At 55.3% G+C, this 12,669-nt stretch carries 11 protein-coding genes and 1 pseudogene; 6 read left to right on the top strand and 6 right to left on the bottom strand.

The window, feature by feature from the left end:
- Nucleotides 1–39: 39 nt before the first annotated feature.
- Nucleotides 40–1,665 carry an S-layer homology domain-containing protein gene (locus AC0LWT_RS17870; protein ID WP_474682620.1) on the bottom strand — a complete coding sequence of 542 codons (1,626 nt, stop codon included), beginning with the start codon at nucleotides 1,663–1,665 and terminating at the stop codon, nucleotides 40–42.
- Nucleotides 1,666–3,082: 1,417 nt separating this feature from the next.
- Here AC0LWT_RS17870 and AC0LWT_RS17865 point away from each other — a divergent pair.
- A complete protein-coding gene (locus AC0LWT_RS17865; RefSeq protein ID WP_474682619.1) occupies nucleotides 3,083–3,655 on the top strand; it encodes a nitroreductase family protein in 573 nt (190 codons plus the stop codon).
- A gap of 102 nt (nucleotides 3,656–3,757) precedes the next feature.
- On the opposite strand, the gene AC0LWT_RS17860 is transcribed toward AC0LWT_RS17865, so the two are convergent.
- The 4 genes from AC0LWT_RS17860 to AC0LWT_RS17845 all read right to left on the bottom strand — a co-directional run bounded on the left by AC0LWT_RS17860 (nucleotide 3,758) and on the right by AC0LWT_RS17845 (nucleotide 7,648).
- The gene (locus AC0LWT_RS17860) at nucleotides 3,758–4,669 is read right to left on the bottom strand and encodes a pseudouridine-5'-phosphate glycosidase (protein WP_474682618.1); all 912 of its coding nucleotides are present in this window, start codon (nucleotides 4,667–4,669) and stop codon (nucleotides 3,758–3,760) included.
- Between the two features lie 17 nt (nucleotides 4,670–4,686).
- On the bottom strand, nucleotides 4,687–5,790 hold the full coding sequence (locus tag AC0LWT_RS17855; RefSeq protein ID WP_474682617.1) for a carbohydrate kinase: 1,104 nt from the start codon (nucleotides 5,788–5,790) through the stop codon (nucleotides 4,687–4,689).
- A 168-nt stretch (nucleotides 5,791–5,958) separates the two neighbouring features.
- A complete protein-coding gene (locus tag AC0LWT_RS17850) occupies nucleotides 5,959–6,237 on the bottom strand; it encodes a hypothetical protein (protein ID WP_474682616.1) in 279 nt (92 codons plus the stop codon).
- A 124-nt stretch (nucleotides 6,238–6,361) separates the two neighbouring features.
- The gene (locus AC0LWT_RS17845; protein WP_474682615.1) at nucleotides 6,362–7,648 is read right to left on the bottom strand and encodes a LysM peptidoglycan-binding domain-containing protein; all 1,287 of its coding nucleotides are present in this window, start codon (nucleotides 7,646–7,648) and stop codon (nucleotides 6,362–6,364) included.
- Nucleotides 7,649–7,858: 210 nt separating this feature from the next.
- Between AC0LWT_RS17845 and AC0LWT_RS17840 the strand changes: the two are divergent.
- The 4 genes and pseudogenes from AC0LWT_RS17840 to AC0LWT_RS17825 all read left to right on the top strand — a co-directional run.
- A pseudogene (locus AC0LWT_RS17840) lies at nucleotides 7,859–8,062 on the top strand (YiaA/YiaB family inner membrane protein); the annotation flags it as partial.
- The gene (locus tag AC0LWT_RS17835) at nucleotides 8,054–8,344 is read left to right on the top strand and encodes a YiaA/YiaB family inner membrane protein (RefSeq protein WP_474682806.1); all 291 of its coding nucleotides are present in this window, start codon (nucleotides 8,054–8,056) and stop codon (nucleotides 8,342–8,344) included. The pseudogene AC0LWT_RS17840 and the gene AC0LWT_RS17835, both read left to right, overlap by 9 nt.
- Nucleotides 8,345–8,389: 45 nt before the next feature.
- A complete protein-coding gene (locus AC0LWT_RS17830) occupies nucleotides 8,390–8,878 on the top strand; it encodes a CBO0543 family protein (RefSeq protein ID WP_474682614.1) in 489 nt (162 codons plus the stop codon).
- Nucleotides 8,875–9,369, top strand: a complete 495-nt coding sequence (locus AC0LWT_RS17825) for a CBO0543 family protein (protein WP_474682613.1) — start codon at nucleotides 8,875–8,877, stop codon at nucleotides 9,367–9,369. Before AC0LWT_RS17830 ends, AC0LWT_RS17825 begins: the two co-directional genes overlap by 4 nt.
- A gap of 38 nt (nucleotides 9,370–9,407) precedes the next feature.
- Here AC0LWT_RS17825 and xylA read toward each other — a convergent pair whose 3' ends face one another.
- Nucleotides 9,408–10,724 (bottom strand): xylose isomerase, encoded by a 1,317-nt coding sequence (gene xylA, locus AC0LWT_RS17820; RefSeq protein WP_474682612.1) that lies wholly within the window; start codon nucleotides 10,722–10,724, stop codon nucleotides 9,408–9,410.
- Between the two features lie 174 nt (nucleotides 10,725–10,898).
- On the opposite strand from xylA, the gene AC0LWT_RS17815 reads away from it, so the two are divergent.
- Nucleotides 10,899–12,086, top strand: coding sequence for an ROK family protein (locus AC0LWT_RS17815; RefSeq protein WP_474682611.1), 1,188 nt, complete (start codon nucleotides 10,899–10,901; stop codon nucleotides 12,084–12,086).
- Nucleotides 12,087–12,669 lie beyond the last annotated feature (583 nt).

Here is a 12,669-nt window from a genome sequence, read left to right as displayed (position 1 = left end):
TCCCAAACCCGCAAGGGCCGGAGGCGTTTTTTTGTTGTCTTACTTCACGTGGACGTAAGTCGTGGCTTTGTCGCCGCTCGGCAGCACAGCGGTCAATTCGAACGAAGTGACGTTGCCTGTCACGCGGACAGTGCCGTCCTGATCTACCGATACGGTGCCTGCAGCCCCTTTGCTCGAGTCGCCCTGAACATCATTTGTAATCAGCAGCGAGCCCAGCGCAAAATTGTATTTCGGCACGTCCCCTTTTTCATACTGAATGCCGTAGTTGTCCGTGATGGTCAGGTCCATCGCCGTGAAGGCATTGAACGAAGCGGAGCCGGCAAGCGTGTAGTCGTAAGAAGTGTTGCCGACCTTGATTTGCTTGGCCTGGACAGGATCGGCTTTGACGTTGACCGTGACCTGCATGTTCTTCACTTCATTGTTGATCGTTTTGAAAGCGACGCTGACCGTTGCCGTGCCCGCTTTGTTGCCGAGGGCATAGCCGCGGTGGTCGGCGGATACGCCTACTTTAACCACGCTCGGATTGGAAGAAGCGATCGACTGAACCATTCCCGGCATCGCGACTTCTTCGCCTGCGGCGGTTGTCGCTTTGATCACAATTTCCTTGGCAAGCTTGCTGACGGCGGGGTTTTCGGCATTTGCCTTGGTTTCCAATCCGTTCAAGCCCGTAGCCGAGGCCGTCAAACCGCTGTCGATCACATTGCCCAGATCGTAAGTTTGAGCGGAGCTGTAATCGGTGCCGCCCGCCGTTGTGGAAGCGGCAATCGAAAACATGCGGGTAGCCGCCGTGTCAAGGCCGCCCAGCGTAACCGTGTAGTCTCCCGCGGTCAGAGCGCCGTCCTTCGGAGTCAAAACGGCGGATTTTTTGTCGCTGGACCACTCCGTTGTAGCCGGAACGGCTGTCGTTCCTTTGCTCAAAGCAAGCGTGGCTTTTGTCGTGTCGACTTCCTTGCTGAGTGTGACTTGCACCTTCGTTTTGTCGCTCGAAGCCTGGACGGAGCTGACGGATACCGGGGTCGCCGTTTCCGCCGGCGGCTTCACCGGATTCGGCCGAGCAGCGTAGGAGCTCACGACGAGGTCCTTGCGGTCCGCAGCGGCATCGCCTGTTTTGCCCGCCGGATGAATGCCAAGGTCAGAAGCCTGCTTGACTGCGTCCGCAAACCAGGGGCTGCCGGCCGTGCTCACCTTTTTGCCCAAACCTTTCAAAAGAATAGTGTCCAACTGACCGGTCGTCACTTTATCGCCGGGAGCAAAAGTCGTGTCCGTTACGCCATCGATCAGCCCGGCTTTTTTGGCTGCTTCGATGTAAGGAATCGCCCAACCGTTGGCCGGGTCATTGGCGGTCACGTCCGTGAAGCTGGAAACCTTGACGGCAGGGTCTACCTTGATGCCGAAAATGAGCGTGGCCACTTTTGCGAACTGTGCCCTGGTCATATTTTCGTTGATGCCGAATGACGTGTCGGACACGCCTTCAAAAACGCCTGCCGCCAGCAGACTGTCGATCTTGGCTTTCAGGCTTGCGTCGCTATCTTTCAAATCCTGAAAATCAGCGGACGTTTTTGAGGCCGCGGCGGCAGCCTTTCCTGCCGGATCTACGAGCGCTGCAGCTGTATAGAAAGAGAGAGCCATTGTGCCGAGTGCGATGATGGATAAAGATTTTTTCATAAGTACCTCCTGAAAATAATGGATGGTTCGGGTCAAGCATAAGTATGAAACCCTGCAAATCTGCTGCTATGTGAGCTGGCGCGGGCTGACAGCCTTAATTATAGATTGCTACAATTACGCTGTCATTGTCAAATTGTTGTAATGAGAGTGAGAATCGAACCAACCGGAAGGGAGGCTCTTCCCATGGCTCAATGCGCATGCGGCAGCACTCAAAACGAACAAGGATAATGCGACGGTTCTCACGCAAAAAAGAAATAAAAGGGCTCCGGCGATCAACCGCCAGGGGTCTTTTTTTACCTAATAAACGCGGTCGCTCATCTTCGAAAGACCTCGATAGAGGTTTATCTCAATGCGATGAACTGTCAAGCTAAGTGCGACAGTGCTTGCAGATTTCCAATCGAGGCCCATACAGCCAAACAAGCTGTAACGAAAAGTCTGAAATCCGTCATGCCGAAAGAAGTCACGTGGCTCGGCAACCCGCCAAGACTGCGAAAATACAGGAATTCCTGCCGATGATGGGGTTGAGCCCCAAATTTCAGGCTGCCCGGAAACCCGTACGCCGGAGCCGGTCACACAAACAGCCTGGTTATGGTGGCGCGGCGCGAAGAAAACCCGCAAAAGTATGCTCGATGGATACGCCGGCCACGAAAATATTCCTGCAAATGTGCAGGCTGCCCGAGCAAGTCGCGACACTCTGTGGGGGCTAGGGGGCGAGTGTGGCAATTTGGAGGATAGCCGCTTTTCGTGCGCCTCTCCCGGTGTAGGTCGTGGAACTGCACAACTGGGCAGGAAGCAGCTTGCTAGAGAGAAAACCTGCGAAAGTGCAGGTTTTTTCCGTGGAGTTGGCTTGTTTTGGCGAAAAACCTGCAAAAGTGCAGGAATTTTCGCTGAAAGTGAGTATAAGTCTATGTGTTCGGTGAAAAGCCTGCACTTTTGCAGGAATTGTTCGTGGCCAGCGATCAAGGACGCAAATTCCTGTATTTTTGCAGGAATTTTTCGTGCAGCCAGGCAGATTGTGGCTATCTCCTCTAATGTGGGGGTAACTCCACTGCCTGACATTTGCGGGTTTTCTGCGACCAGGGCTTATCGGTGATGTGCCACCGGCCGGCATTTTTCGTTCATGAGCGTGCTCAGAGGTGCGTTTTTTCCGGCAGGCCACCGAATCTGTTTGCGGGTATCGGAGGGGTTAGCCAATGCGAGGGGATCCCCCTCGAGAGCGGCCAGGCTTCCCGCATGAGCACCGCGCACAGCTCCCGGCGCGCGGTGTGTGCCACATGACAGCGGCCGACCGCATATGGAATAAACGTATGGGCGCTTGTTTTTGTTGCACGCATTTGCGAAATGCCGCGCATTCGTGCACAATATAGTAGATGAGAATGTTTATCACTGAGATGAGAAAGCGGGAGTGAATGAAGCCATGGAAATAAAAGAAGCCATCCGCCAGCGCCGCAGTGTTGGAAAAGTGAAGCAGGATCCGGTGCCGGTCCGTTTCATTGAGGAAATACTGGAAGCGGCCGTATGGGCGCCGAATCACGGGCAAACCGAGCCGTGGCGCTTCTGGGTCATGACCGGCGACGGTCGGAAGCTGCTTGGCCGCGGCTACGCGGAAGTCGCGGCCGCTGAGGCGGGCGCGCTGCCCGGGGAAGAGCTGGCGCAGCTGCGCAGCGCGCAGGAGAAAAAAGCGTTCCGCGCTCCGGTCGTGATCGCGGTCGCCGTAACGCCCGCCGGCCTGGCCGGAGTGCCGGCGATCGAGGAATACGCCGCGGCGCACTCCGCGGTGCAAAATATGCTGCTGACAGCCCACGCGCTGGGGCTTGGCACGATTTGGCGGACGGGTGCGCCGACCTACCATCCGAAGATGAAAGAAACGTTCGGCCTTACAGGAGCGGAGGAGCTGGTCGGTTTTATCTACATCGGCTATCCCGAGGGAGACGTGCCGAATTCCAAACGCACACCTTTTGAGCAAAAGACGGTGTGGGTCACGGAATAGCTGCGCACAAAAAAAGATGCTGCTTAGAATTAAGCGCAGCATCTTTTTTTTGTGCGGAGCAGCGAGTCAATCGGCCTTGAAACGACGCGGCCCCGCTCAAGCTTATTTTTGCTTCAGTGCCACGGCGATTTGCGCAGCGACTTGTGCGTTGTGGTAGACGAGGGCGATGTTGGTCGCGAGGCTTCTGCCGTCGGTCAACTGTTTGATGCGGGCCAGCAGGAAAGGAGTGACCTTTTTGCCGGTAATGTTCTGCTCTTTGGCTTCGTTCAGCGCCTGGCGAATAACGCCTTCGATCTCAAGATGGTTCATTGCCGATTCCTCAGGCACCGGGTTCGCGACGATGGCGCCGCCTTGCAAGCCCAGCGACCATTTGGTCCGCAGCATGTCGGCGACTTGTGCCGGCTCGTCCAGGCGGAAATCGACGCCATAACCGCTCTCCCTGGCATAAAAGGACGGGAACTCGCTTGTTTTGTATCCGACAACAGGAACGCCGTGCGTCTCCAAATATTCGAGCGTGCGCCCGATATCGAGGATCGATTTGGCTCCGGCGCACACAACGGCTACGTTCGTTTGCGCCAGTTCCGTCAAGTCGGCGGAGATGTCCATCGTCGTTTCGCCTTCGCGGTGTACGCCGCCGATGCCTCCGGTCGCAAACACTTCGATTCCGGCAAGTGCAGCGCCGATCATCGTAGCGGCCACAGTCGTAGCGCCGATACGGCCTGACGACAGGATATAAGGGAAGTCGCGACGGCTCACTTTGTCGACATCCTGGCTGGTCGCGAAAGCTTCCAGCTCCTGTTCGTTCAAGCCGATTTTGATTTTGCCGTTCATGATGCCGATCGTGGCCGGAACGGCGCCGTTATCGCGAATGATCTGCTCCACTTTATTCGCCATCTGGATATTTTGCGGGTACGGCATGCCGTGGGAAATGATCGTCGTTTCCAGAGCGACGACGGGCTTGCCCGTGTCCAGCGCTTCTTTTACTTCGTCGGTAAAAGTCAAATAAGAGTTCATGGTCGGTTACTCTCCTTTTAAAATGAATGTTTTTGTACGATATCAAGCAGCAGTTGGCCGTTCAGCCCGCCTGCGGCGGATTCGTTGGTTTGCAAAGTGATGTGGGCAGCGGCGACGCCGAATTTGCACGCTTCGATAAACGATTGCTCCTGCAAAATACCGTAAGCGACGCCCGCTACGAAAGCATCCCCCGCGCCTGTAACTTCAACGACTTCCGTCGGTATCGGGGAGAATTGCACGATGCCTTCCTCGCCATGGTAAAAGACGCCTTGCTTGCCGAGCGTAATCAGGACATGCTGCACGCCGCGCTTGCGGATGGCTGCCGCCAGTTCTTCAATAAAAGCGGGCTCGGCTTGTTCGGTAATGGCTGCTCCCGCCAACTGGCAAGCCTCTTCCAGGTTCGGGAAAATCGCCGTTACCCCCTGCAGCTGTGCGGGCAGTTTTTTCGCCTTTTCCGAAGAGACGGGATCGATAAACAGCGGAACCCCTTCCTCGGCGCAGCGCTTGACCAATTCGCCCAGGCTGCTCTCCGGCAGATTGGTATCGGCAATCGCAAGCTTGGAGGCGGCAATATGCGGCCATTTTTCCTTGAGCAGCTCCGGGGTGAACGTATCGTAAATTTCCATATTGGCAAAAGCTAAAAACATATCGCCGCCCGCATCGAGCAGCGCTGTATAAGTGCCTGTATTCTCGCCAGGCAGCACAACCGATTGGCTGACGTCAACGCCGCGCTTCCTCGTCTCCTCAAGCACCCACATCCCGGCTTTGTCGTCGCCGACAACGGTCATGAGCGCGGTCCGGCATCCCAGTCCGGCGAGATTCTCGGCGATGTTGCGCGCAACTCCGCCGCAGGACTCCGTCAGCGTGACGGGGTTCGAGGAAGCCAGGCGAATCGGCTGCTTGCTCGCCGCCTTGCTGTCCAGATTGGCGCCGCCGATGCACATTACGGCACCCTCATCGGCGATCACGTAAGCGCGTCCGCGGATGAAGCCCTTTTTCATGAGCGTGGCGATATAACCGGCTACTGCAGAGCGCGAAATGCCGACGCTGCCGGCGATATCATTTTGCGAAATGAACGGGTTTTGACGGATAAGCGCCAAAATTTGCTGTTCCCGGTCCATGGCATGCTCCTTTCTGTGCAGGTCTGCTTTCATTGTAAATCATTTATAAACATATGTCCATTGAGTAAACTTTTGTTTACGGCCCGTGAATGCAAAAAAGAGCATAGACCTGTTTTGAAGGTCTTGCTCCTTTTACCACATCTTCGAAAGCTTCGATAGAGGTTTATCTCATTCGACCCGGCTTCGGCTGTTCCGCGCGCGGGGAAGCCCGATAAGGCCGAGCAGCCCGAGCAATCCGAGATAGCCGCTGCGACCCGCTGCGGAATGTGCGGCAGGCTCCGGCGGACGTTCGGAATAACCGGCGTACGAGGGTGGAACGCCCGAACCGAGCGGCGAAGCGCTGCCGCCGGCAGCTTCCGGGGAATGGCTATGCCCTGCTCCGACAGCGGCGGCAAAGCACAAAAACGACAACAGCGCCAACTTCGTATACAGCCGCGGAATCATCATGCATACCTCCGACTCGCTCAAATGTGCGTCAAAATAGGCAGATTTACTATTCCCATCCCGCAGGAAATTTATTCGGCCCGGCGAGATTCCAGCTGCGGACATGGTTGTCTGTACCGGTCGTTCCTCACCGTTTTACAATGTTAAAATTGTCCTCCAGCAGCAGCCAGTTTTGCGGAAAGCTGAGACCGAGCTTCCAATAGCTGATGCCCCTTAGACCCAGTTCCTTCAGCAAAAGAAATTTCGCCTGAATCGAGCGGGCGTCTTCAAACCAGACGGAGTGTTCTTTTCCGGACGGATCCCAATAGTGAAAGTGCGGGGCTTGCGCCCTATGATCGTACAAAATATTCGCTCTGTGCCTGCGAGCCAGATCGATCGCCGTCTGCGGGCTGATCGCTTTGGCGAACTTCCCGCCATGCACGTAAGGCAGCGTCCAGTCGTAGCCATACAAATTTTGTCCCATCATAATTTTCGAGCCGGGCATTTCGCTGAGCGCATACTCCAGCACTTTGCGCACCGGCCCTATCGGCGAAACGGCCATGGGCGGCCCCCCGCTGTAGCCCCACTCATACGTCATAATGATGACGAAATCGGCGATTTGCCCGTGCGCTTTGTAATCGTGCGCCGTATACCATTCGCCTGTCTGCGCGGAGCTCGTCTTGGGGGCCAGCGCAGTCGACATCAGATACCCTTCGCGGTGGAGCTGATCCGCCGCTTTCCGCAAAAAGCGGTTGTACTCCAGACGGTCATCAGGCCGCAGATGCTCGATGTCAAAATGAATATCCCGGAAGCCGTACCGCTTGGCGGTTGCCTTAATATTTTCGAGCAAACGGTTCTGAATCGTTAAGTCGTTCAAAATCAAATGCCCAAGCTGCGGGCTGAACTGGCTTTTCTCCAAATTCGTAACAACCATCATCAGCGTGACCTGCGACTGCGCGGCAATCGATTCCAGGCCGTTCAAAGGGGGCGCCTGCAGCGAGCCGTCGCGTAAAATACGGAAGCTGAACGGGGCGAGATACGTAAGATTCGGCGCCGCCTCGCGGGCCGAATTCAGCAGCGGCGCAGACACATGATGCCCGTGAGGTTCCAGATAAGCATTGACCTCGGCATCGCGCCTTGGCGCCGGCGGAATGTACAAAGCGGAGCCTGCTTCAAGCGGCTGATCCGGACTGAGGTCGTTGAGCGAAGCGAGCGTTTGCGCGGCGACGCCCAATTTTTGGGCGATCGACTGTAAAGTGTCGCCGGGCATCACCCGGTAATACGAGCCGACGATCGGAATAACCAGAGCCTGTCCGATGACGAGCGACTGAGCCGCAGCTATTTGGTTGGCCTCCGTAATATCCCCCACCGTTACCCCATAAGTTTGAGCGATTCTGTATAATGTCTGACCACGTTGAACTACATGAATCTGCATGCGGAAATTCCTCCTGACGTTCCTGTACTTCATTACTTTTAACGTATTCCGCCTATCCGCAATAGGTGTATGTCTAGCCCAAATTATGCTTGCGATCGCTTCAGTACTATTTAAAGTTAGTACTATTTGAATCGGCCGGTCTGTCCTACAATAAGTTCAAGTAATCGTACATAACGCGTTGCGGCAAGCAACCTGATGGAGGAATGGAAGATGGATACAAATCGGAAAAGAAATACGGCAGCATTTTCGTTTATGGCATGGGCATCGTTTATCGCCGCTTTTTTGGCGATGTTCATCGGGATTTATACATTGGAAGAATCGCTTAGCGTAAAAGGGTATTATGCGGTCAGCGCATTATTTTTGACCATGTCGGCATTCGTTCTGCAAAAAGTCGTCCGGGACAACATGGAAGACGGGCATTCTTCCCGTAAACGCAATACGGCGGCATTCACTTTCATGGCCTGGAGCGCTTTCGTTTGTGCACTGCTCGCGATGTTTGTCGGCATCGTCAACCTTCAGCAGCCGCTGTCGGTGCAAGGCTATTACGCAGTCACGGCTTTGTTTCTGACGATGTCCTCCTTCGTGCTGCAAAAAACGGTTCGTGACAACAACGAAGACGGATCTTGGAACGCAGCCGCGCTTGAGGACTCAATTGAGCAAAAAGAAGCTCGTTCCATGGATATTTTCGCGCAATAAGGGAATATTGGGAGAATATGATTTATTCCCGAAGGGTGAGAACGAATGATCTTGGGGCGCATAGTGCTCGCGGCTGTCTGGATAGTATGCCTGATTGCGGCTCTCCTGCTGGTGCCCAGAGCCCGGGTGCGCGAGGCGGTGCTCGTATTTTTATCGAGTCAGTTCCTGACCTGGATCTCCAGCCTGCTTCTTGTGGAAAACAATTTCATCGCGAACCCGGTGCGTGAGTTTCCGCAGGCGACGGGCGGCAATTTTACGAACAATTATGTGCTGTTCCCCTTGATTACTGCGATTTTTTATTTATATTACCCGGAGAAGGGCAGTTTGCTTAACAAAGCCACGTATCAGGCGCTTTTTGTTACCGCAAGCTGTCTTTACGTTTATTCACTAACCTTGTTTACACAGCTTGTCAGGTATGAACATTTTAACATCTGGCTGAATGCCGCCGTTTTTTTAGCGGGAATGAACCTTTCGCGGATGTACGGCAGATGGTATTTTCAGAAGACGAAGCGGCAGGAGGATGACGGGCGTTGACGGCGGAGCGAATCATTTTTGTGGTCGTATGGTTGATATGCGTGACGGCGCTGCTGTTCGTTCCCAAAGATTGGCGGAGGGAAGCGCAGGCCGTATTTCTGTTCCAGCAGCTGGTCAACTGGATATTCGGACTTGTCGTTGTCCAAATGGGGTGGCTGACTTATCCGGTCAGGGGGCTGCACAAAAATATGACGAGCTTCACATTCGAATTTTTGGCTTATCCGACTGTCGCCGTCTACATGAATATGCTTTATCCGGAACAAAAGCGGCGCGTAACCCGTTTTCTTTACATTACGCTATTCTCGCTTGGCATCACGATCGTGGAATCGCTCATCGAAAAATATACGAAACTGATCGATTACTACGCCTGGAAGCCGATCTGGACGTTTCTCAGCGTGTGGGCGACGCTCTATTTATCGCGGGTTTTCTACTTATGGTTCTTTCGCCCGGAACATTCGCCGGCAAAGCCTGCGAAAGTGCGGCAAAAATAAAGGAACCCCCCGGTGCGGGAGGTTCCTTTGCTTTTGCATTATACGTTGGTGATGTATTGGTTCACCGTAGCCTTGATCAACTCGAGGCGGCCGGATTGGTTGACGATGCTGCCGTTTTGCAGCGCATAGGCTTCGAGCGTCTTGAAGTTCGCTTTGCCGGACACGATATCCGCGCCGATGCCGGATTTGAAGGAAGCGTAGCGCGTGTCGAGAATGTTGTCGAAGACGCGGTCTTCGATCAATTTGGCGGCAACCTGCAAGCCGCGTGCGAAAGAATCCATACCTGCGATGTGAGCATAGACGACGTCGGACGGTTCAAAGGAAGTACGGCGCACTTTGGCGTCAAAGTTCACGCCGCCGCGGCCGATGCCGCCTTCGTTAAGCAAAATCTCGTACATCGCCAGCGTCGTCGCGTACAGGTCGGTCGGGAACTCGTCGGTATCCCAGCCGAGCAGCATATCGCCCTGGTTCGCATCGATGGAACCGAGTACGCCGTTGATCCGCGCTACGCGCAGCTCGTGCTCGAAGGTATGGCCCGCAAGCGTCGCATGGTTCGCTTCAAGGTTCAATTTGAAGTGAGGCAGCAGGTCGTACTTTTGCAGGAACGAGAGCGTCGTCGCCGCATCAAAATCGTATTGATGCTTGGAAGGCTCCTTCGGCTTCGGCTCGATCAGGAACTGCGCGTCGAAGCCGATTTCTTTGGCGTAGTCGACGGCCATGTGCAGGAAGCGCGCAAGATTGTCGAGCTCCAGGCCGAGGTCCGTGTTGAGCAGCGTTTCGTAGCCTTCGCGGCCGCCCCAGAAAACGTAGTTTTCAGCGCCGAGCTCTTTGCCGTGCTCCAGCGCTTTTTTCACTTGCGCTGCGGCATAGGCGAACACATCAGCATTGTTCGTAGTAGCTGCGCCATGAACGAAGCGCGGGTTGGTGAACATGTTTGCCGTGTTCCAGAGCAGCTTTTTGCCGCTGGATTTCATGTTGTCTTTGATCAGCGCGACGATCTCGTCGAGGTTCGCGTTCGTTTCCCGGAGCGAGTCGCCTTCAGGCGCAATGTCGCGGTCGTGGAAAGCGAAGTAGTCCACGTCCAAAATGTTCAGCAGCTCGAAGCAAGCTTCGACGCGCGCTTTTGCCAGATCCATGCCTGTGTATTTGTCCCAGGCGCGCAGCGCCGTACCGCTGCCGAACGGGTCGGAGCCGTTGGCCGAGAAGGAGTGCCAGTAAGCGATTGCAAAACGCAGATGCTCCCGCATGCTTTTGCCCAGAACGATCTGGTCGGGATTGTAAAATTTAAAAGAAAGCGGGTTCGTGGAAGTCTTGCCCTCATACTTGATCTTTTGAATGTTGTCAAAATAGCTCATCGACTCTACCTCCGGAATCATGAATTAATAAATGCTTATGCTGTAATCATATCATCATTCATAAAGTTTGTAAATTCATTAAACAAACTTAGTCCGTGCAATGAGCAGACGATCGTGTTAAAATCAGTTCATACTAAAAAAGGCAGACGAATAGCGCACAGTTGGGGGCTTGTCATGAAGCAAACAGGGGATTTGAACCTGGTTAAAAAAATAAATAAATCGATCGTGCTGCGCCATATCCGCATGAATTCGCCGATCTCCCGCGCGCGGATTGCGGAAATGACGGGGCTGACGAAAGCGACCGTATCCAGCTTGGTGAACGAGCTTATGGAAAGCAGCCTGGTCGGGGAAATCGGGGCGGGCGAATCGAGCGGCGGCCGCAAGCCGATGATGCTGCTGTTTAACGGAGCGGCAGGATACGCCGTCGGGATCGACCTCGGGGTGGACGATTGCCTGGCCGTTCTCACCGATTTGACCGGCAAAGTGATCGAAGCATACACGGTGCAGCATAACAACGATACGGTGGACAACGTAGTGGAAGTGATGAAAGCGAGCATCCGCGAGCTCATTCGCCGGGCGCCGGACAGCGTGTACGGCATCGTCGGCATCGGCATCGGGCTCCCGGGCATCTGCGACGAGAACGGCAATCTGCTGTTCGCGCCGAATCTCGGCTGGGAGAACGTGCCGCTGCAGAAGATGGTGGAGGCGGAGTTCGGCATCCCGGTTGTGATCGACAACGAGGCGAATGCCGGGGCCGTAGGCGAGCGGCAGTTCGGCGCCGGCAAGGAAGCGGCGAACCTGATCTATATCAGCATCGGGATCGGCATCGGCGCGGGCATTATTATTAAGGGCGAGCTGTACCGGGGAGCGAGCGGTTTTGCCGGCGAGATCGGGCACATCTCGATCCAGCACGACGGTCCCAAGTGCCGCTGCGGCAGCATGGGGTGCTGGGAGCTGTATGCATCCGAGCTCGCGCTCCAAAAGCACGCGCGGGATCTCGGGCTGATCCGCGGTGAGGACGGAGCGGATGTGGACGAGCTGCTGCGCCTGGCGGACGAAGGCAGCGAAGCTGCCGTCCGGCTGTTCGAGCGGCTCGGATACTACCTCGGGGTTGGCGTCATAGGCGTGATCAACGCCTACAACCCCGAATTTATTATTCTCGGCGGCCGGTTGGCCGGAGCCGAGAAGTGGCTCAAGCGGCCGCTGCTGGCGCTGCTGGAGCAGCGTTCCCTGCCGCATCCGCGGAAGCAGCTGACGGTTGAGTTCTCGCAGCTTGGCGTGCGCTCGGCCGTCCTCGGCGCAGCTTCCCTGGCGACGGCGAAGTTTTTCGCCGACGCGGAAGTTACGGTGGACAGAAGCTAGGCGTCTGTCCGAATATGCAAAATGACGGATTCTATGCAGCGTAAGCGGCATAGATGCAGACTCCTGGCGCCCGGTTCGGACAACGGGCGCTGTGCAGGCGCGATTGGCATGAGAGCAGCGGGTGCCAATCGCGCTTTTTGACGTTGGCAGGGGGGCGGACTACGCGCGCGCAGAAAGCCTGCGAAGTCGGACTGTCGAAAAACTGGCGCGCCAGGCGGGAGTATATCTGCTTGGCAGGGCCGCATGCAGAAAGCCTGCAAAAGTGCAGTTTTTTGCTCGATGAGGCACTTGAAACGAAACATTCCTGCAAAAGTGCAGGCTTTTCAGCGAATACACGCGCTTAGACCCATTTTGATCAAGAATTCCTGCACAATCGCAGGTTTTTTCTCAAAATGGACCATGTTCGCGGAAAAAGCCTGCACTTTCGCAGGCTTTTCGGGGATTCGGCTTGCCAAGCCGGTTCGCGAATGGCAGCGTCCCCAATTGAGGGTCCCGCTGGCTGCCCATGCTGCTTATCGAACGGCTGCGCCATCTTCGGCGTCAAGCAGCTTCTCATCTACTTGGTAGCGCCGCATGCAGAAAG

The organism is Paenibacillus sp. sgz302164, from assembly GCF_056120505.1.
This window is presented reverse-complemented; position numbering and strand designations above follow the sequence as displayed.